The following is a 20126-nucleotide window of genomic DNA, read 5'->3' on the forward strand; positions in this document are numbered from 1 at the left end:
AGGTTTGATATAGTATACTCTTCAAACTTGAATTTTTGTCTGTGTTGCCGATTAATTCGCAACTCTCTTCGCGGCACTTGCCAAAAATCCCATTGCTGTGAGTATAAAAAAAGGGTTTTTCATGTTGAAATTTTTACTAGCCTTAGCCTTACTATTGGCAATCAGCTTTACAACGCCTAGTATAGCAAAGCCTATCCACATTATCGCTGCCGAGAATTTTTATGGTTCTGTTGCAAAACAAATCGGTGGAGATTTTGTCCAAGTCACCAGCATTCTTAATCAACCCGATCAAGATCCGCATTTATTTAATTTAACCCCTAGTGTCGCTAAGGTTCTGGAGCGAGGAGATCTGATTATTTATAATGGCTTAGGCTATGATCCTTGGATGCAGAATTTATTGAATGTGGGCTCAGGCTCAGTAAGAACCGTTATTTGCGTCGCTGATTTAGTACATAAAAAAGAAGGGGTTAATCCGCATATTTGGTATGATCCTGATACTATGCCCGTTTATGCTAAGGCATTGCGTGACTATTTGGTCAAGCATGATCCATTGCATCAAAAAGAATATCAAGTTCACTACCAGCAGTTTATTGCGCAACAACAAAATTTATGGCGATTGATAAAACAAATTAAGGTTCAGTATCAGGGCAGTTCGGTTATTGCGACAGAACCTGTGTTCGGATACATGGCACAGGCTTTAGGATTTCGTATGCAAGGAATTCCGTTTCAACTCAGTATGATGAATGGAGTCGATCCTAGTCCTAGACAAGTACAAGAGTTTCAACGTCAGTTACAACAGCATCGAGTCAAATTAGTATTTTACAATAGCCAAGTGAGTAGTCCTTTAGTGTTGCATTTATTACAACAGGCTAAGTTGTTAGGGATTCCTATCGTAGGAGTGATGGAAACTCAACCTGTGCATACTACTTATTATCAGTGGATGCGGGATCAATTAAAACGAGTGGAGCAGGCATTAGATGAACGCCATCGAATTTAAACAACTTAGTCTTGCCTATGGGCAGCGCTATATTTTTCAAGATTTCACTGCAAACATCAAGGCCGGTGAATTTATTGCCATTTTAGGTGCTAACGGCGCCGGAAAAAGTACTTTATTGCGATCCATATTAGGTTTAATCGCTCCAACCAAAGGTAGCATTGCATTATTCGGACAAGCTGTACACAAAGGTGCCGCTTTTATTGGTTATATGCCACAATTGCGCCAGAATATCGGTAATAGTTTGAGTGCATACGCTTGGTTGGGCGCAAATTTAAATGGATATCAATGGGGGTTACCGGTTTTAAATGCACAACAAACCGAAGAATTGCAACGTGTTATTCAGTTGGTCAAAGCCGAAAAGATTGTCAATCGACCTTATAGTCTTTTGTCAGGTGGGGAACGTCAACGTTTATTATTGGCTCAAGCCTTATTGAATAAACCGAAGATTTTATTGTTAGATGAACCGTTAATGAATCTAGATCCTTATTATCAAGCCACATTGGTCAGTTTAATTGATGAGATCCGTTTGCAATATGGTATTACGATATTGTTTACTTCGCATGATATTAATCCGCTATTAACCAGTGTCGATAGAGTACTCTATTTGGCGAAAGGTAAAGCGGTGATTGGTTCAGTCAATGAAATTATCAATAGCAAAAAATTAAGTGAACTTTATGGCTTGGATATACAGGTTATTCAGCATGAACAGCAACTTTTTGTCATAAATAAAGAATTAGGATTCCATCATCATGTCAACCATTGTCGACCCGACCTCGATCATTTCTCTGTTTGAATATCATTTTCTACGTAACGCACTGCTAGCGGGTACGATTGCAGCGATACTGGCGGGTTGCGTCGGATATTTTATGGTTATTCGTAAATTGGCTTTTGCTGGTCATGCTTTAGGGCATATTGGTTTTGCTGGAGCGACTGGTGCCGGATTAGTGGGCTTAATGCCAGTAACAGGACAGTTGATCTTGACGATATTAGCGGCCATCGGCATGGGTAGCTTAGGTCATCGAATTAGTAAAAGCGATGTGGCTATCGGCATCGTTTTGGCATTGGCGCTAGGATTAGGTGTTTTATTTTTACATTTTTATACCAGTTATGCCGCGCAAGCGATGACGATACTATTTGGTAACCTCTTAGGAGTTTCCGCGCATTTGATAAAAATGATGTTGATTTATTCTGTTCTCAGTTTGCTAGGCTTAAGTGTCATTGCAAGACCTTTATTATTTGCTAGCTTAGAACCTGAATTAGCCGAAGCGAAAGGAGTTTCTTTATCACTCATCTCTATTTTATTTATGATCATCGTGGCCGTTGCTGTCACTGAAGCGAGTCAAGTGGTGGGTGTATTATTAGTGTTTACTTTATTGATAGGACCTTCCGCAGCGGCTTTAAATTGGACGCATCATATTTTAAGCGGCTTGTTTTTAACGGTATTGTTTGGCGTCTTAATCGTCTGGGTAGGTATCATTTTAGCATTTGTCACGGATTGGCCTATTCCGTTTTGGATTAGTGCTTTAGCAGCAAGCAACTATTTTTTGAGTTGTATAGCAAAGCCAAAACATTTTTAATTGTGATCCGTTTCCTTTTTTTATGAGTGTGATTATGAAATCAATGCAAAACATGGATCTTGATCGATTTCCTGAAATAACAGAGAGTGTTTGGAAGATTGTAAAAAAGCTAACAAAGTTATCGAGCAGAAAAAAAATATCGAAAAAAAAATAAAAAACGAGCAAAAATGTTTACTGGAAAATATAGTTTTTTTTGATGAGAAGCAGAATATTAACGATGGCAAATTAATACGAGAGCTTTTACTCCTGTCATTTTTTATAGTGCCTGCGACCGCTGCTTGGGATTTTGTTTTTACTTTTTTGGTGGCTGATTCGATAGTATCAGTACCCATTTTCATCGCTTTGTGCTTTTTTTTAGAAATGCTCCCTACAAAGGGAATAGGTCATTTTCCGAACGAGCTGAATAAACAGAAAAAAATATGTTTAGATAAAAAGCAATTGATCGGAGAATTAAAAGCTGAACTGCAGGAATTAGAGCGAGTTTCAGAAGAAACGATGGAAAACTCTTCTAGTCCTGAAAAATTAGATGGAAGTAAAAAAAGTAATGTTTGCTTTTTTCAACCTGCTAGGGCAAACGAAGAGAATACTGATATTAATAATTTAACTAGCGTTAGTGTTCTAGGATTTAAGTAACTTGCAAAGTTTGTTTTTGTTCGGAAATTAATTTAACGGACCAGCTACATCCCACGCTAAGGCGTGGGATTTTTTTGTGGACTTTCCTGCTATCAATCATCCCAATTTAAACTGCCGCCGGTTTGATACTCGGTTACGCGAGTTTCAAAGAAATTCTTTTCTTTTTTGAGATCAATGATTTCACTCATCCATGGTAAAGGGTTGCTAACGCCAGGATATTGTTCGGGTAAGCCAATTTGTGCAAGACGTCGATTGCCGATGAAGCGCAGATAATTCCACATCATGTCAGCATTTAACCCAAGGATGCCGCGCGGCATGGTATCTAAAGCATATTGATATTCTAGATCGACGCCTTCTTTGACGAGATCAATCACATAGCGTTTGAATTCCGATGTCCATAAATGTGGATTTTCTAATTTAATTTGATTGATCACATCGATACCAAAATTTAAATGCATCGATTCGTCACGTAAGATATATTGAAATTGTTCGGCGGTTCCAGCCATTTTATTTTGTCGACCCATGCTTAGGATCTGTGAAAAACCAACATAGAAAAATATGCCTTCGAATACCACATAAAAAGCAATTAAGTCACGCAATAGACGTTGATCATTTTCGGGTGTGCCGGTACGAAAATTCGGATCGGCTAAACTTTGCGTAAAAGGAAGCGCCCATTCTGTTTTTTTAGCTACCGTAGGTAATTCGCGATACATATTAAAAAGGCGTGCTTCATCCATACCTAAACTTTCTATGACATATTGATAGGCATGTGTATGCAGAGCCTCTTCGAAGGCTTGTCTTAGTAAGTATTGTCGACATTCTGGATTGGTAATATGGCGATAGACGGCTAAAACCAGATTATTTGCAACCAGGGAATCGGCAGTTGAGAAGAAACCCAAGCTGCGCTCTATGATTAAACGTTCATCTTCGCTTAATCCTTTTGGATCACGCCATAGCGCAATGTCTGCCGACATGTTTACTTCTTGTGGCATCCAATGATTAGCACAGGCAGCTAAGTATTTTTCCCAGGCCCATTTATATTTAAATGGGACTAGTTGATTGAGATCGGCGCGACAGTTGATGATCTTCTTGTCATCTACTTGTACGCGTGCCGCACCTATTTCGAGTGTTTCTAGACCGGTAAAACCACCGGTGGCATGTTCAGTCGTATTCATCGTTTTATCCTCTATAGGAGTAACTTTGTTTATGAAACCAGTAGTCTATTGACATGATTCGCAACCTGGGTCAATTATCGAGCAAGCAGGGCCGGTTGCGCTATCCATTTGTACTGAATTTAAGTGACTTTTTTCTAAGGTTGCCTTTTCAGTATGTGTAGCGCCCATCGTCCGTAAATAGTAACTTGTTTTTAATCCTTTCAGCCAAATTCGTTTATAAAGTTCGTCTAATTTTTTACCAGAAGCTTGCGCCATGTAAAGATTTAACGATTGACTTTGATCTATCCATTTTTGACGGCGCGATCCAGCTTCAACCAGCCAATGTGTGGGAACTTCAAAAGCAGTCGCATAGAGCTGTTTTAAACTATCAGGAACACGTTCAATTTTTTGTAAACTACCGTCATAATATTTAAGATCATTCAGCATCACGGCATCCCATAATCCGAGTAATTTTAAATCTTTGACTAAATAGGGATTGATCACGGTGAATTCACCGGACATATTGGATTTTACAAAAAGATTTTGATAGGTCGGCTCAATTGATTGCGAAACACCACAGATATTGGAAATAGTAGCTGTTGGTGCAATGGCCATACAATTCGAGTTACGCATACCTTCTTTCATTACTTTTTTTCGTAATGTGTCCCAATCTAAATGAGCAGTTTGATCTTGGTTTAAGAATTCACCACGGGTTTTTTGTAACAGTGCAATGGAATCTAAGGGTAAAATTCCTTGGCTCCATAAAGATCCGTTAAAGCTTTCATACGAACCTCGTTCTTTGGCTAAATCACTGGAAGCTTCTATGGCGTAATAACTAATCGACTCCATAGAATGATCGGCAAAGGTGATTGCGGCTTCTGAAGCATAAGGTAGTCGTAATTGATATAAAGCGTCTTGGAAGCCCATCAGACCTAAACCAATAGGACGATGCTTTAAGTTCGAACGGCGTGCTTGCGGCACGGTGTAATAATTAATATCAATGACATTATCTAACATGCGAATGGCAGTGCGGATAGTGCGACGCAATTTCGCTTGATCGATTTCTCCTGATTCTGTCAGATGCTGAGGCAAGTTAATACTTCCCAAATTACAGACGGCTATTTCATCAATGGAAGTATTGAGTGTAATTTCAGTGCATAAATTGGAGCTATGAATGGTTCCCACATGTTGTTGCGGCGAACGTAAATTGCAAGGATCCTTAAATGTGATCCAAGGATGCCCAGTTTCAAATAATAAACTTAGCATTTTTCGCCACAGATTGGCTGCTGGAATAGTCTTGAAATTTTTAATTTCACCGCGCGCAGCTTTGGCTTCATAGGCTTGATATTTTTCTTCAAATTCTAAACCAAACGCATCATGTAAATCAGGTGTTTCATCGGGTGAGAATAAAGTCCAGTTTTTTCCTTGCATGAGTCGTTTCATGAATAGATCAGGTACCCAATTTGCGGTATTCATATCATGCGTGCGACGCCGGTCGTCACCGGTATTTTTTCGTAATTCTAAAAATTCTTCGATATCTAAATGCCATGTTTCTAAGTACGCGCAGACAGCGCCTTTACGTTTACCACCTTGATTGACGGCTACAGCAGAAGCGTTGGCTACGTTTAAAAAAGGTACGACGCCCAGTGACTTTCCATTGGTGCCTTTAATTCGTGCACCCATCGCTCGAACTGAAGTCCAATCATTGCCTAAGCCACCGGCAAATTTTGAAAGTAAGGCATTATCTTTTATGGCGCTATAAATTTGATCGAGATCATCCGCTACCGTGGTTAAGAAACAACTTGAAAGTTGTGGCCGCAGAGTTCCGGAGTTAAATAGAGTAGGCGTGGATGCCATATAGTCAAAAGATGAAAGTAGAAGATAAAACTCAATCGCTCGTTCTTCTTTGTTAGGTTCTTGTTGTGCAAGTCCCATGGCAACACGCATAAAGAAAGCTTGGGGCAATTCAAATCGGATATCATCGGCGTGTAAAAAGTAGCGATCATATAAAGTTTGTAAACTTAGATAAGTAAATTTCTGATCGCGTTCAGGTAGTAAGGCCTTACTTAATTTTTCTAAATCAAAGCTTTGTAATTGTGGATCCAATAATTCTAAGTCGACACCGCGTTTGATATAGTGTTGGAAGTAGTGATGGTATACGCCATGATCACTGGTATGCGTCGTCGTAGGCAATTCAAGAAAGTTTAATGCTTCTGTATATAAGGTGCGTAATAAGAAACGCGCAGTTGCGTAAGTATAATTAGGATCCTGTTCAACCAGAGAGCGTGCACTGATAATGAGTGCTTTATCAATTTCTGCGACAGGCATGCCGTCATATAGATTACGTAAGGTTTCTTGTAAAATGAGTTCGTGTTTTACTTCGCCTAAATCTTTACAGGTCTCCGTGATCAACAGGCTCAGTTGTATGAGATCGAGTGGACGTTGACTACCATCGGCTAAGGTTATTTGTAATTGAATCTCAGATTGTGATTTCGTTTCTGCACGCATTTTTCGTCGTTCTTCACGATAAAGCACATAGGTGCGCGCAACTTGGTGAGCTTCTACACGCATTAAAGCTAACTCAACTTGATCTTGTATGGCTTCAATAGGCAATGTTCCACCGTTGGGGTGGCGTTGTTGTATGATGTTGGTGACTTGCTGTGTGAGTTGCGATACCCGTTCATGAATACGCGTAGACAATGCCGCTTGCCCACCTTCTACAGCGAGAAAAGCTTTAGTAATGGCAATCCTAATTTTACTTGGATCGTAATTAACAAGTTTTCCATTACGTTTTATAACTTGTAATGTGCAGATGGGTTTATTCTCTTGTTCTGCTTCCGCTTCAGGTAGTAGAATCTCGGCGCTGTTAAGCAGAAGAGAAGAAGTCATTAGTTCGGATGAAAGTCCGCTCATGGATGCTCCTTAAAAAAGGTTGTGAGGAATTATGTCTATGGAAATGATATAACACAATATCATGTGGTTTCTATACTATGCAACCACTATATGAAGTGAAGAAGACTTTAGTAAGCTGTGAATAAGTTGGGTAAAACATGTTAACGGCATGACTTGTTTTTCATGTGGCAGACCGTCGGAGTTGGTCTTATGCATCGGTGCTTAAATTTTTTGTGTGATGGACGTATTTGGTCGATTTTGTAGGTAACAGAGGTGATATGCAACAAATTTCTTTTGCAGAGGTTTCAAAAAGTATTTTTCGTGCCTACGATATTCGAGGCATCGTAGGTGAGACGATAACGCCCGAGCTCGTCTATACATTGGGGAAAGCGATAGCTAGTGCCGCCCAAGAGCAAGGCGAAAAAACCATTATCACTGCGCGTGACGGACGCTTGTCAGGACCTGTTTTGATGCAGGCCTTACAGCAGGGATTGCGTGAAAGTGGCTGCGACGTGATAGATATTGGACAAGTGCCTAGTCCAGTGCTTTATTTCGCAACCCGTTATTTAGATTATCGTTCAGGGGTGATGTTAACGGCGAGTCATAATCCGTCGAATTATAATGGCCTAAAAATTGTTTTAGCTGGAAAAAGTTTATCCGAAGGCACTATCGAGGAACTTTATTTGCGCATCCAAGCCGGTGGTTTTAATTCAGGAAAAGGTAGTTTCCAGCAAATATCGGTTACCGAAGCTTATCTCAATCGTATTACTCAAGATATTTCTTTAGCGCGACCTTTACGTGTCGTGCTGGATTGTGGAAATGGTGTAGCCGGTGTAGTTGCTCCCGAATTATTGCGTCGTTTAGGTTGTGAAGTGATTGAGTTATTTTGTGATGTGGATGGCCATTTCCCCAATCATCACCCTGATCCCAGCGTGCCAGAGAATTTAAAGGATTTAATTGCCAGTGTGAAACAACATAAGGCAGATATTGGACTGGCCTTAGATGGTGATGGCGATAGACTGGGAGTGGTCACCAATCGGGGTGAAATTATTTGGCCTGATAGACAATTAATGTTGTATGCGATGGACGTCTTATCACGCAATTCAGGCGCGCTCATTATTTATGACATCAAATCAACGGCTCATTTGGCAAAGCTCATTGCAGAAAATGGCGGTCAATCTTTAATGTGGAAAACAGGACATTCGATTATGAAATCCAAATTAGAAGAAACCGGTGCATTATTGGCGGGCGAGATGAGTGGCCACATCTTTTTTAAAGAACGTTGGTATGGTTTTGATGATGGCTTATATACCGCCGCTCGTTTATTAGAAATTGTCGCTAAAAGTAAAAAAAATGTGAGTGATTTATTTGCTGAATTGCCGAACAGCATTAATACACCTGAGTTAAAATTACCTATCGCTGAAGATAAAAAATTTGCATTTATTCAGGCCTTTCAAGCACATGTAGATTTTCCGGATGCGAAATTGAGTAAAATAGATGGTGTCCGGGCCGAGTTTAATGATGGTTGGGGTTTAGTGCGCGCATCGAATACCAGCCCTTATTTAATTCTGCGCTTTGAAGCAGATAATTTACCTGCCTTAAAGCGTATCCAAACTCTCTTTGGGAATGCCTTGTTGGCGATGGATCCCGATCTCAAATTACCTTTCTAAATTACTGAGAGTATATGCGTATTATTACTTTAAATGTGAATGGCATTCGCTCTGCCGCGCGCAAAGGCTTTTTTGTATGGTTGAAACTACAAAATGCAGATATTGTTTGCTTGCAGGAAACCAAAGCACAAGAGGATCAATTGGATGCGTCACATTATCTTGAAGACTATCAGGCGTATTTTTTTGATGCTGAAAAAAAAGGTTATAGTGGCGTGGCAATCTATAGCCGTATTAAGCCGGATTCAATTACTGCCGGGTTAGGTTGGGAATGCGTAGATAGAGAGGGTCGTTATCTGCAACTCAATTTTCCTGGATTGAGTGTTGCTTCGTTGTATATGCCATCCGGTAGTAGTGGTGAATTACGCCAACAGCTCAAATTTCAATTTTTAGATCATTATTTAGCTATTCTGAAAAAACAACGCCAGCAAAAACACGATTTTATTATTTGTGGAGATTGGAATATTGCACGTAAACCCATCGATTTAAAAAATTGGCGTAACAATCAAAAAAATTCTGGTTTTTTACCGGAAGAACGTGCTTGGTTTGATCAGGTATTAGGGCCTATCGGCTATGTGGATGCTTTCCGAGAGGTGGATCAACAACCGGAACAATATACCTGGTGGTCAAATCGGGGTCGCGCTTGGGATAATAATGTTGGATGGAGGATTGATTATCAAATAATTACTCCTGGGTTAAAGGATAAAATTAAATCGGTTGCGATCTATAAAGATCAACGTTTTTCGGATCATGCCCCCTTAACTATCGATTATAAACTTTAGAGGTGGTTGAAAGAATGTCTGGAATTTCAGGTGTTGGACGGCCAAAAAACCAAGGCATACAGGATGAAGATTTGCTTTTTAAGTATAAGTTTTCATCGACGTTGATTAATTTTTCTTGGTCGCTATTAAAGTTTTCATTGAGGTGAAAAGTTTTTATTAGCTCTTGAGTAAGCATTTTTACGATAGTAGGTAATCTCGCGATATTTTTTTTCAGTTGCTTGTTTGCATTTTCCAATAAAGGTTTAGAAGGTTGCGGAGGATCTATTTCTTCTGGCAAAAAAGCTAAACCATTGGTTTGATCTTTGGGTAATAAATAATGCCAATGAGAGCTAATGTTGAGCAATGTAAATAAGGACTTAGATTTGTCTAATGGAGTTTGTGCCCAATAATAACTCTTAAGATTTGGATTATAGGCGATTAAGTTTATTTCTACTTTAAAATAATTGGCTAAAGCAATAAGAATTTCAAATCCTACGTAATTTCCGTCTTGATTTAATTTTTTATCTTCCGTTTCTAGATCAGTTAATTGAGTTTCTTGACTTAAAAGCTCAAGATAACCCTCATATCCGATTTTACGTAAGGAATTGGAAAGTAATGCAGTCAAGCTAATAAGTCCTTGACGTGAAGGGTGTTGATGCAGAAAAACTTTAAATTGACTAAAATTGAACGAAGGATTTTTTAACAGTTTTTTGAGAGGGCAGGAAACTAGATTTTTTAATACTTTTTTCCTAAAATCTTCGAATAAATGTTTATCTAAAGTTAGTTGATCTCGAGTAATCGCATCAATTAAGCCGCAAGCAAAGGCATAAAGTCCGCAATTTCCATCGGCAACGGGCGATATTAGCCAATAAAATTTATAATCGATAGCGCAATAAAGCTCTTTTTTATAGTCGTTATCCGTAAGACTCAACATGGCAAACCCAATAGAATTTATTATAGTTTCTGTATCCTTAGGGCTGGAATAATATTTTATTTTATTAAATTTAACAATGTTTGCAATGCAAATTCTACTGCGGCATAACGAATAATTAATCGATCATCGGTATAATGCTGGCATTCAGTTTTACTGAAAGCATTTTTACTCACCCAAGCTGTCCATATCGTACCTACCGGCAATTGTTCTGTACCACCGTCAGGCCCTGCGATGCCGGTAATGGCTATGCTGACGCTGGCAGGACTTTTGTTTAAGGCACCCATAGCCATCGCGAGTACGACTTCTTCGCTCACAGGTCCATATTGCTTTAAGAGTGATTCGTCTATCCCTAGCATCTGTTGTTTAGACAAATTAGAGTAAGTAATGAATCCACGTTCAAACCACATTGAAGCACCTGGGATGCTGGTAATCGTTTGTGCTAATTGTCCTCCTGTACAAGATTCAGCGGTTACTAGTTGCAACTCCTGTTGTTTGAGTTTATCGCCTAACTTTTTAGCATCGTAATGCACTTGGGATAATGGGTGACTCATTAGTTGCTTAGCTTCCTATAATGGCTTCCTATTTAAGAGTATAACGGCTGGTGTAAAAAAATGTTATTGTAAACCTATGGCTTTTACGGCAACATAGCGGTAATTAATGCACGCGAGAGTTAAGCTTAGGTAAATTATGGCCAAAGAAGATCAGATAGTGATGGAAGGTACAGTCATTGAGACTTTACCCAATACCTTATTTAAGGTGGAATTAGAAAATGGGCATGTTATTAATGCCCATATTTCTGGACGTATGCGAAAAAGTTATATCCGAGTCCTTACTGGCGATAAGGTAAAAGTTGAAATGACACCCTATGATCTGAGCAAGGGTCGTATCATATTTCGCGGCAAAGGCTCCGAGCCAGATAAGTCTAAGCCGCCTCCTGCTGCTGCTGGTTAGCTGATAGGTGCTTGAGAGAGATTTTTATTTTGTTCTTCAGGGGGGATAATAATTCCCCTTTTTTCAGAAATAATTAATTGTAATTCGCCGTTATTACACGTTAATGTTAAATGGCCGCCATGGACTAAACGTCCAAAGAGTAATTCGTCAGCAATCGGTTTTTTAATTCGTTCTTGTATGAGACGCATCATGGGACGTGCTCCCATGCTTCTATCATAACCATGTTTAGCTAACCAGACACGGGCGGGCTTCTCAACTTGCATGCTAACATGTTTCTTTTCGAGTTGTGCTTCTAACTCGAGTAAGTACTTATCAACTACTTGAGAGACGATGTTAGCATTTAAATAATTAAAGTAGATAGTCGCATCCAGGCGATTGCGAAATTCAGGAGAAAATACGCGTTTGATAGCCTCTGAATTTTCAGCATGATTCAAGCTAGGTGTAAAACCTATCTCTTGACGGCTAAACTGCTCTGCTCCCGCATTACTGGTCATTACTAAAATAATATGACTAAAGTCAGTTTTTCGACCATTGGTATCGGTTAAGTTACCGTTATCCATCACTTGCAATAAAAGATTAAAGATGTCGGGATGAGCTTTTTCAATTTCATCCAACAATAAAACAGCGTGCGGATGTTTAGTCACGGCTTCGGTTAATAAGCCACCTTGATCATAACCAATATACCCTGGAGGAGCCCCTATTAGGCGAGACACACTATGTCTTTCCATATATTCAGACATATCAAAACGTAGTAATTCGATGCCCATGAGTTCTGCGAGTTGACGTGTAACCTCCGTTTTACCCACGCCCGTTGGTCCTGCGAAAAGAAAAGATCCTATGGTTTTATTGGTTTCTCTTAAACCAGAACGCGTTAATTTCATCGCAGCACAGAGATTTTCGATGGCTATATCTTGGCCGAATACACGTGCTTTTAGTTTTGTTTCTAAGTGACGTAAACGACTCTTATCTGAAGCAGAAACATTGCGCGTGGGTATGCGTACCATCTTAGCGACTATCGCTTCGATTTCATGGATACCGATGATGTGCTTTCTTTTATGACTAGGTCGTAAGGCTTGATAAGCGCCGGCTTCGTCAACGATATCAATCGCTTTATCGGGTAAGAAACGATCCGGTAAATAACGCGCGGCAAGTTCTACGCTAGCACGTAAGGCGGTCATGCGATATTTGACGTGATGATGTTCTTCCAGTCTATCGCGTAATCCGCGTAAAATTGCAATGGTTTCTTCTAAATTAGGCTCAGGGACATCGATTTTTTGGAAACGTCTGGCTAAAGCACGGTCTTTTTCAAAAATGCTACGATACTCTTGGTAAGTGGTAGCACCGATGCATTTTAATTCGCCGGTTGTGAGTAAAGGCTTAATTAAATTAGAGGCGTCCATCACGCCGCCTGAAGCAGCACCCGCACCAATGACAACATGAATCTCATCAATAAAGAGTACTGATTGAGGTTCTTGTTTGAGTTGTGCTAATAAAGCCTTAAATCTTTTTTCAAAATCCCCTCGATATTTGGTTCCGGCTAATAAACTACCGAGGTCTAAAGAATATATGGTGCTGTTAGCGAGAACAGAGGGAACTCTTTTTTCAATAATTGCTTTAGCGAGTCCTTCGACAATCGCCGTTTTACCGACGCCGGCTTCACCGACCAATAAAGGATTATTTTTACGACGGCGACAAAGAATTTGAATCACGCGCGCTAATTCTTCTTCTCGGCCAATTAAAGGATCAATTTTTCCAAGACGCGCTTTGCTATTTAAATTAATCGCATAAAGTTCTAATGGACTATTTCCAGGACCTTCTATAGTGACTTCTTCTTCAGTCACAAACTGATTTAATTTAGGCTCCAAATTATCTTGCAATTTAGGTAGCCCTTGAGATATGTAATTCGATACATCTGAGCGCGTGACATTTTCTCGACGCAAAAAATAAATGGCTTGGCTATCTTGTTCACCGAAAATAGCAGCTAAAATATTAACGCCATGTACTTGGGTTTTTCCGCTGGACTGTACTTGAAAAATAGCGCGTTGCAAAACCCGTTGAAAACCTAATGTAGGTTGTATATCAAGATTAGGATCAGCAGAAGGAAACAAAGGTGTGGTTGCTGCAATAAAATTACTAATCTCGTTCTTAAGTCGATTTAAATTCGCTCCGCATGCTTTCAAAGCGGAAACGGCAGAAGGTTCATCTAAAAGTGCTAACAATAGATGTTCAACCGTTAAATATTCATAACGTTTTTCACGGGCTTGTTTAAATATCGAATTTAAACTAACTTCAAGCTCTTTGCTAAACATGGTAGCCCTCCTTTTCGAATCGTATAAAGTCCGTGACTTCTCGCATAAAGGCGAGTTTCACTGTTGTTGTGCAAGCTGGGTAGTCCATGTTGAAAAAATTATTTCCCTTTATTTTTAAGCCTAGTCGAAATTTAAGGATTTGCGAGTTTGCGTAATTTTAAGCCTTCTAAATACATGGGAAGGGAAGAGCGTATTTTTTAGATACTTTGCTAGCGCTTTTGTAGTGCGGAAGAACACTCAGATGGACGATTTTAAGAGGAAAATTGAAATTTTCCTCTTAACTTATCAAAGGATTATAAAATGATAATTTTTAGGATGCAGTAGCTGAGGTAAGTGTTTGTTTATTGCACATATGATCGACGATAGATTGAGCAAATTCAGAGCAACTGACTTCTTTAGCATCGCTCATTAAACGAGCAAAGTCATAAGTCACGGTTTTGGCTAGTATGGCACCTTCCATACCGGTTATGATGTGATCAGCCGCTTCATTCCAACCCAAATGCCGTAACATCATTTCCGCGGATAGGATTAACGATCCAGGATTGACTTTATTTTGTCCAGCATACTTAGGCGCTGTACCATGTGTTGCTTCAAACATAGCCACGTTGTCACTCAGATTTGCGCCTGGGGCAATGCCGATGCCGCCGACCTGTGCGGCTAAAGCATCTGAAATATAATCGCCATTCAAATTTAATGTCGCAATTACGCTATATTCGGCGGGACGTAGTAGAATTTGTTGCAAAAAGGCATCGGCAATGAAATCATTAATAATGATTTCTTTAGCTGTTTTCGGATTTTTTAAGCGCATCCATGGCCCTCCATCAAGCAACTCTGCACCAAATTGCTCTTTAGCTACTGCATAACCCCAATCTTTAAAAGCACCTTCGGTGAATTTCATGATATTGCCTTTATGCACTAAAGTTACCGAAGGCAGATCTTGGTCTATGGCGTATTGAATCGCGCGTTTGACTAAACGTTGCGTGCCTTCTTTTGATACAGGTTTAATACCGATGCCGCAGTGTTCAGGGAAACGAATTTTTTTAACACCCATGTCATGTTGTAAGAAAGCGATCAATTTTTTGGCTTCTTTACTGTCGGCTTCCCATTCGATTCCGGCATAAATATCTTCAGAGTTTTCCCGAAAGATGACCATGTTAGTTTTTTCCGGTTCACGAACTGGGCTAGGCACGCCTTTAAAATAACGGACCGGGCGTAGGCAAACATATAAATCTAGTTGTTGGCGCAGCGCCACATTTAACGAACGAATACCTCCACCTACTGGCGTGGTGAGCGGCCCCTTGATCGAAACCACATAATCACGCACTGCAGCGAGTGTTTCTTCGGGTAACCAAACATCAGAACCGTAAACCTGTGTGGATTTTTCTCCAGCATAGATTTCCATCCAAGCAATTTGACGTTTTTCGCCATAAGACTTGCGGATGGCTGCATCTACGACGAGTCGCATCGCAGGCGTGATATCAACACCGATACCATCTCCTTCAATAAAAGGGATGATCGGGTGATTCGGCACATTTAGCGAACAATCTGGATTAACCGATATTTTTTCGCCGGCACTTGGAATCTGAATATGCTGGTAAGACATGCGCGCTCTCCGCTTTTTTTTGGGATTGAAAAATTTCGATCCAATTTTACAGGATTTTATTCACTTGAGCGAGTTTATAAGGGGAATTTAATCGAATTCTAAAAGTACATTTTTATGGCTGGCATATTCTAGAATAACTGCTGCTTGCTTGCTCGTTTTTGCAATGAGTCTGTATAAATTGCAATAAATCGTTATAAATAACTTCCGAATGTATGGAAGGTGCTCGACATTTAATTAGGCATTGGATATGTTCTTGGAGTGTAGTATTTAATAATTCGATTGAAAGCGGTTTACTTTGTTGTGGATTTCGAAAGAAAGCGGTGGATGGGAATTTTGGAGCTACTGCCTTTGATTTTTGTTCAGTGTTACACTTTTTCTGGATATGGTTGACAAGCATTTTAATTTTATTTTGTAGAGCTTGATTCTCACTGCTTAATCCTTTCGCAAAACCTTCGGAAATAGTTAATATTCTCAGATATTCATTGTTAAGTTGATCCTTTTTTTCTGGTGAAAAAGTATTGTTTCGCCAATGCTCATTTTCATCACAAGTATGAAACTTAACAAGTTCACGCAAAAGGTTGGCATAAAATAGATTTTCAGTCGGCTTACCAACATTATTTATTGTATCTTCAATTAGCCTTGCAAAGCTTTTCTCCTTAATAAGGTTTGGTATCGAATCTAAAAAATTCATCGCGACAGATTTAAGGTTAAAAGCCTCAAGACCATAATAGTAATCAGTGACTTCTTCGATAAACAAATTTTGTAAGTCTCTATCTTGCAGATCAGTGTAAGTGGGGTAGGCTTCAGCTCGTTTCTGCGAGCTAATGGTTTTTAGATTTTTCTGGTTAGCAGTCGATAAAGAAGTTATTTTCGTCGCTATTTTTTGGATGTCAGTATTATCAGCAGCATTTTTATTTGAAGTTAAGCCGATTAATTCCTTTGCCAAGGTTAACCAGGAAAGTGTAGTTAATAAAGTATGGTTTGAACTTTCTTTAGAACAAATTTGCAGCTTCTGACTTAGGCTAAAAAATAACCCGCCATAAAATCTAAAAGAATCATTCGCAGGTATTTGAGTGAGCATTTTTTTAAATTGATCTTCTTTTTGCTGAACCATTTCTTCTTCAGATTGTAATAAAATGCTAGTCGTTACATTTATTTGGCTAGGTGAGATATATGATTTTTTATTACTGGGTGCTTCAGGTTCGGCAATTTCTGTAGATTTTTTGGATAGGTTGCCAATACTTTCTTCAATTATTGGAGTAACTTTGCTTTTTTTACTATTAGGCGCTTCAGAAGGATCAGAAGATTTTCGCTTTGTGTCGGAAGATTTTTGCTTTGCAAAAGACTCTTTTAAGGGCTTAAATTCTTTAAAAAATTTATCTAATTTAAGTTGGATATAATTTATGCGCTGCGTCGTTAAGTTCGTATCTTGTTGTTGATTAAGTTTTTTGTAAAAATCTCGGGAAATCCCCAAACACATTATACTTGTGGAAAGCAGGTTTTTTTTATGTTTGTAGTCATAATAATTAGTAATCGAAGATAAATTTTTTGATTCTTTAAACAATTTTTCGGAAAAATTGTAATAATAGGTTGCTTTATGCCTACTACTAGTTGTCTCCCAAGAAAGAAAATATTCGTTTATTTTATTGAATAGATCGCGATAGTCTTTGCGTAAAGCATGAGCAATATTTTTTTTACCATGAAGGTTTAAAGCTTTAACCTGGGAATTTAAACGAGTTAAAGATTTTGTAAGTTTTTTAATCTTTTTATCATTGCTTAATACAACATCTTCATTGGAGGGATTTTGAGGTAAATCATTCAAGTGAGATTGAATTTTACCGAGACAAGCTTCTAAATAGTAAGACTGGAGTAAATCGCTAATATTATTCTTTTCTCGATTATGTTCAATTAATTCTATAATTTTTTCATAACTCTGCGCACAATTTTGAAAGCTTTCCTGTTCTTTATTGGGATTCTGGCAGTTTTTCCATGCAGTTGAAAATTCACGATTAGCTTTTTCTAGTAAGGTGAAGAGATGTAACTCTATTTTAGCGCGGTTTATTTTTGGTGGCATAAGATTAAGTTTTTTACTGTTAATTACTTAAATAGTAACTGAGTAAACTTAACTATTTATTAAATAATATTTAATAAATCTCATTAAACATAGATTTTTAGTAGAATTAAATGGTTATTTTTTAAAAATGACTGATTTTTTAGTGATTAAGCAGGCTAAAGCCCAGTAAAAGACATATATTTTCGCTAAAATCACAAAAAACCCATTCGCTTAATTAGCTTGCAAGAGTATATACTTTAATTTTAATTAATTATTGAGTTAAAAGATGATAGGTGATTTTTCCTTAGGCCAAAAAATAATACTCTGGGTGATACCTTTATTATTTGCTATTACCGTCCATGAAACGGCACATGGCTGGGTCGCCTCAAAATGCGGCGATCCAACGGCTAAATTATTGGGTCGCCTAACCTTGAACCCATTGAAGCATATTGACCCTATTGGCACCATTATTGTACCCGCTATCCTTTTTTTCCTAGGCGGTTTTATTTTTGGCTGGGCAAAGCCGGTACCGGTTACTTGGCAAAACCTTAAAAATCCTAGACGTGATATGGCTTTAGTCGCAGCCGCAGGTCCCATGGCGAACCTCGCGATGGCTTTTTTGTGGGTGGGGATCGCAAAAATAGCGATGGGGTTCAGTAACGCCCCGATTATTTATATGGCCGAGACTGGAGTCATGATTAATTTAGTACTAATGCTATTAAACCTAATTCCGATTCCGCCCCTTGATGGGAGTCGCGTGGTGGCTAGTTTTTTGTCGCCGGCGATGGCTTATCAGTTTAATAAATTAGAGGTGTATGGGTTTTTTATTTTAGTGTTGTTATTAGCCAGTGGTGTTCTGGCCAGAATTTTAGGTCCGCTGTTGCAGGGGCTATTATCGGTTTTTTTTAGATTTTTTGGCTTATAACCATTACACTGGCGCTATGACTGAAAACCTAATTGTTACGACACCAGCCGATACGCCTATTGCCACTATACGTGGTCAACCCTTGGCCCAAATGCCTAGTGATCTGTATATTCCTCCTCAGGCCTTAGAAGTACTGCTAGAAGCCTTTACAGGACCTTTAGATCTGCTGCTCTATCTGATAAAAAAGCAAAATTTTGATATTTTGGATATTCCGGTTGCAGAAATAACGCGCCAATATATGCAATATATTGAGTTGATGCAGGTATTGGAAATTGAATTAGCCGCCGAATATCTGGTCATGGCGGCCATACTCACTGAAATTAAATCACGCCTGCTTTTGCCTAAGCCCGTCGAGGCGCAAACTAATGATGAGACCGATCCTCGGGCTGAATTAATCCGCCGTTTACAAGAGTATGAAAGGACTAAGCAAGCCGCGCAGACTTTAGAGCAATTGCCGCGTTTAGGACGCGATGTTTTTTTAGCGATGGCGGAAGCCGGTATGCCGTCTGTTTCGGCAGAAAATCCCAGACAACTTCCGCCTTTGGCTTTAGAGGAGTTAGTGGAAGCTTTTCAAGCGGTTTTATCTAGGGCTGCTTTAAGAACGCATCATGCCATTGCCGAAGAACCGTTGTCGATTAAGGATCGTATGTCGCAAATTTTGCATAAAATAACCACGCAATCTCAGTTAAAATTTACTGAGCTGTTTAAACTCGATGAAGGTCGTATGGGTGTCGTAGTGACTTTTATGGCTTTGTTAGAATTATGGCGCCAATCCTTAATTGAACTTTCGCAAGCCGACGCTTTTGGAGAGATTGAAGTGCGAGGAATCTAATGTTTCAAAATAAAACAATTATAATAACCGGTGGATCATCAGGAATTGGCGCAGCAACTGCCGCGTTATTTAGTGGTGCAGGAGCAACCGTTTACGTACTCGATAAAAAAAAACTGGCAGATGTCCTATCGGAGTCGATTCATTACTTAAAGTGTGATGTTTCAAATGCGGACGAGGTTAAGTCAGCTATGCATACCATTCTTCAGAAAAATCCGATGATTGATTTTCTTTTTTGTAATGCAGGCATACACTTATTTGCTAATATCGAAGAAAGTTCCAATGAAGCTATGCAAAAAGTCTTTGCAACTAATTTGTTGGGTACGATTTATTGTTTGCAGCAGATATTGCCGAGCATGAAGCAACAAGGATTCGGATCGATCGTTTTGATGGCTTCGGATCAAGCGTTTATCGCCAAAGAACAATGCGCGATTTATGGTGCTAGTAAAGCGGCTATTGCACAATTAGCTAAAAGTACTGCATTAGATTATGCCCAATATGGAATACGCGTTAATTGTGTATGTCCCGGGACTATTGATACACCGATGTATCAAGCTGTTTTAGAACAATTTCAGCAAAAAACGGGTTTAACGCTTTCTTCTATTCAAGCGCAGGTTGCTGAAAAATTACCGCTGAAGCGTGTTGGAAAACCTGAGGAAGTGGCTCAGCTGGTCAGCTTTTTATGTAGTGATGCCGCTTCTTTCATGACGGGTGCATTGGTCAATATCGATGGCGGTTATACTATTCAATAGATATTATGCATGAACTAAAGCCATTAAAAAAAGCTAATTTTTGTTTCAGCCGGTAGATAAGTATTTTTCGTCATTGCGAGCAGACAAAA

The 20126-nt window shown here is 39.2% G+C and carries 17 protein-coding genes; 10 read left to right on the forward strand and 7 right to left on the reverse strand.

Translation table 11 applies throughout. From position 1 onward, the window contains the following. Positions 1 to 121 precede the first annotated feature (121 nt). From AAHH40_RS02020 to AAHH40_RS02035, 4 genes are all read left to right on the forward strand, one after another. Positions 122 to 997: a metal ABC transporter solute-binding protein, Zn/Mn family gene (locus tag AAHH40_RS02020; protein ID WP_342220461.1), complete on the forward strand. Its 876-nt coding sequence runs from the start codon at positions 122 to 124 to the stop codon at positions 995 to 997. After that, positions 978 to 1790, forward strand: a complete 813-nt coding sequence (locus AAHH40_RS02025; RefSeq protein ID WP_342220462.1) for a metal ABC transporter ATP-binding protein — start codon at positions 978 to 980, stop codon at positions 1788 to 1790. Before AAHH40_RS02020 ends, AAHH40_RS02025 begins: the two co-directional genes overlap by 20 nt. Continuing rightward, entirely contained in the window at positions 1747 to 2574 is an 828-nt protein-coding gene (locus AAHH40_RS02030; RefSeq protein ID WP_342220463.1) for a metal ABC transporter permease, read from the forward strand. Before AAHH40_RS02025 ends, AAHH40_RS02030 begins: the two co-directional genes overlap by 44 nt. Positions 2575 to 2664: 90 nt before the next feature. Next, a complete protein-coding gene (locus tag AAHH40_RS02035; protein ID WP_342220464.1) occupies positions 2665 to 3207 on the forward strand; it encodes a hypothetical protein in 543 nt (180 codons plus the stop codon). Positions 3208 to 3299: 92 nt separating this feature from the next. Here the strand turns inward: AAHH40_RS02035 and AAHH40_RS02040 are convergent, their stop codons facing one another. Continuing rightward, entirely contained in the window at positions 3300 to 4382 is a 1083-nt protein-coding gene (locus AAHH40_RS02040) for a ribonucleotide-diphosphate reductase subunit beta (RefSeq protein ID WP_342220465.1), read from the reverse strand. A 45-nt stretch (positions 4383 to 4427) separates the two neighbouring features. Beyond that, a complete protein-coding gene (locus tag AAHH40_RS02045) occupies positions 4428 to 7274 on the reverse strand; it encodes a ribonucleoside-diphosphate reductase subunit alpha (RefSeq protein WP_342220466.1) in 2847 nt (948 codons plus the stop codon). A gap of 257 nt (positions 7275 to 7531) precedes the next feature. Here AAHH40_RS02045 and AAHH40_RS02050 point away from each other — a divergent pair, with 257 nt between their 5' ends. Next, the gene (locus AAHH40_RS02050; protein ID WP_342220467.1) at positions 7532 to 8923 is read left to right on the forward strand and encodes a phosphomannomutase/phosphoglucomutase; all 1392 of its coding nucleotides are present in this window, start codon (positions 7532 to 7534) and stop codon (positions 8921 to 8923) included. A gap of 14 nt (positions 8924 to 8937) precedes the next feature. Further along, positions 8938 to 9702 carry an exodeoxyribonuclease III gene (locus AAHH40_RS02055; RefSeq protein WP_342220468.1) on the forward strand — a complete coding sequence of 255 codons (765 nt, stop codon included), beginning with the start codon at positions 8938 to 8940 and terminating at the stop codon, positions 9700 to 9702. Here the strand turns inward: AAHH40_RS02055 and AAHH40_RS02060 are convergent. Then, complete coding sequence (locus tag AAHH40_RS02060; RefSeq protein ID WP_342220469.1) at positions 9683 to 10615, reverse strand: hypothetical protein; 933 nt, start codon at positions 10613 to 10615, stop codon at positions 9683 to 9685. The genes AAHH40_RS02055 and AAHH40_RS02060 overlap by 20 nt on opposite strands. A gap of 56 nt (positions 10616 to 10671) precedes the next feature. Then, positions 10672 to 11166 (reverse strand): CinA family protein, encoded by a 495-nt coding sequence (locus AAHH40_RS02065; RefSeq protein WP_342220470.1) that lies wholly within the window; start codon positions 11164 to 11166, stop codon positions 10672 to 10674. A 136-nt stretch (positions 11167 to 11302) separates the two neighbouring features. Here AAHH40_RS02065 and infA point away from each other — a divergent pair, with 136 nt between their 5' ends. Beyond that, positions 11303 to 11566 carry a translation initiation factor IF-1 gene (gene infA, locus AAHH40_RS02070; RefSeq protein ID WP_342147058.1) on the forward strand — a complete coding sequence of 88 codons (264 nt, stop codon included), beginning with the start codon at positions 11303 to 11305 and terminating at the stop codon, positions 11564 to 11566. Here infA and clpA read toward each other — a convergent pair. The 3 genes from clpA to AAHH40_RS02085 form a co-directional block, all read right to left on the reverse strand. Next, positions 11563 to 13875, reverse strand: a complete 2313-nt coding sequence (gene clpA, locus AAHH40_RS02075) for an ATP-dependent Clp protease ATP-binding subunit ClpA (protein WP_342220471.1) — start codon at positions 13873 to 13875, stop codon at positions 11563 to 11565. The two genes, infA and clpA, sit on opposite strands and share 4 nt — an antisense overlap. Before the next feature lie 310 nt (positions 13876 to 14185). Then, positions 14186 to 15478 (reverse strand): NADP-dependent isocitrate dehydrogenase, encoded by a 1293-nt coding sequence (gene icd / locus AAHH40_RS02080; RefSeq protein ID WP_342220472.1) that lies wholly within the window; start codon positions 15476 to 15478, stop codon positions 14186 to 14188. Between the two features lie 112 nt (positions 15479 to 15590). After that, a complete protein-coding gene (locus tag AAHH40_RS02085; RefSeq protein WP_342220473.1) occupies positions 15591 to 17552 on the reverse strand; it encodes a hypothetical protein in 1962 nt (653 codons plus the stop codon). A gap of 265 nt (positions 17553 to 17817) precedes the next feature. Here AAHH40_RS02085 and AAHH40_RS02090 point away from each other — a divergent pair, with 265 nt between their 5' ends. From AAHH40_RS02090 to AAHH40_RS02100, 3 genes are read left to right on the forward strand one after another with little or no spacing between them, the layout of a single operon-like run. Beyond that, complete coding sequence (locus tag AAHH40_RS02090) at positions 17818 to 18456, forward strand: site-2 protease family protein (protein ID WP_342220474.1); 639 nt, start codon at positions 17818 to 17820, stop codon at positions 18454 to 18456. A gap of 16 nt (positions 18457 to 18472) precedes the next feature. Then, a complete protein-coding gene (locus AAHH40_RS02095; RefSeq protein WP_342220475.1) occupies positions 18473 to 19288 on the forward strand; it encodes a ScpA family protein in 816 nt (271 codons plus the stop codon). Continuing rightward, complete coding sequence (locus AAHH40_RS02100; protein WP_342220476.1) at positions 19288 to 20037, forward strand: SDR family oxidoreductase; 750 nt, start codon at positions 19288 to 19290, stop codon at positions 20035 to 20037. Before AAHH40_RS02095 ends, AAHH40_RS02100 begins: the two co-directional genes overlap by 1 nt. The last annotated feature ends 89 nt before the right edge of the window (positions 20038 to 20126 follow it).

Origin of the sequence: Rickettsiella endosymbiont of Miltochrista miniata (assembly GCF_964031245.1) — a bacterium.
Taxonomy (GTDB): domain Bacteria; phylum Pseudomonadota; class Gammaproteobacteria; order Diplorickettsiales; family Diplorickettsiaceae; genus Aquirickettsiella.

Bases quoted from the DNA above. Each gene is read 5' to 3' on its own strand.
- AAHH40_RS02020 (WP_342220461.1), top strand. From the start codon at position 122: ATGTTGAAATTTTTACTAGCCTTAGCCTTACTATTGGCAATCAGCTTT.
- AAHH40_RS02025 (WP_342220462.1), top strand. From the start codon at position 978: ATGAACGCCATCGAATTTAAACAACTTAGTCTTGCCTATGGGCAGCGC.
- AAHH40_RS02030 (WP_342220463.1), top strand. From the start codon at position 1,747: ATGTCAACCATTGTCGACCCGACCTCGATCATTTCTCTGTTTGAATAT.
- AAHH40_RS02040 (WP_342220465.1), bottom strand. From the start codon at position 4,382: ATGAATACGACTGAACATGCCACCGGTGGTTTTACCGGTCTAGAAACA.
- AAHH40_RS02045 (WP_342220466.1), bottom strand. From the start codon at position 7,274: ATGAGCGGACTTTCATCCGAACTAATGACTTCTTCTCTTCTGCTTAAC.
- AAHH40_RS02050 (WP_342220467.1), top strand. From the start codon at position 7,532: ATGCAACAAATTTCTTTTGCAGAGGTTTCAAAAAGTATTTTTCGTGCC.
- AAHH40_RS02055 (WP_342220468.1), top strand. From the start codon at position 8,938: ATGCGTATTATTACTTTAAATGTGAATGGCATTCGCTCTGCCGCGCGC.
- AAHH40_RS02060 (WP_342220469.1), bottom strand. From the start codon at position 10,615: ATGTTGAGTCTTACGGATAACGACTATAAAAAAGAGCTTTATTGCGCT.
- AAHH40_RS02065 (WP_342220470.1), bottom strand. From the start codon at position 11,166: ATGAGTCACCCATTATCCCAAGTGCATTACGATGCTAAAAAGTTAGGC.
- infA (WP_342147058.1), top strand. From the start codon at position 11,303: ATGGCCAAAGAAGATCAGATAGTGATGGAAGGTACAGTCATTGAGACT.
- clpA (WP_342220471.1), bottom strand. From the start codon at position 13,875: ATGTTTAGCAAAGAGCTTGAAGTTAGTTTAAATTCGATATTTAAACAA.
- icd (WP_342220472.1), bottom strand. From the start codon at position 15,478: ATGTCTTACCAGCATATTCAGATTCCAAGTGCCGGCGAAAAAATATCG.
- AAHH40_RS02085 (WP_342220473.1), bottom strand. From the start codon at position 17,552: ATGCCACCAAAAATAAACCGCGCTAAAATAGAGTTACATCTCTTCACC.
- AAHH40_RS02090 (WP_342220474.1), top strand. From the start codon at position 17,818: ATGATAGGTGATTTTTCCTTAGGCCAAAAAATAATACTCTGGGTGATA.
- AAHH40_RS02095 (WP_342220475.1), top strand. From the start codon at position 18,473: ATGACTGAAAACCTAATTGTTACGACACCAGCCGATACGCCTATTGCC.
- AAHH40_RS02100 (WP_342220476.1), top strand. From the start codon at position 19,288: ATGTTTCAAAATAAAACAATTATAATAACCGGTGGATCATCAGGAATT.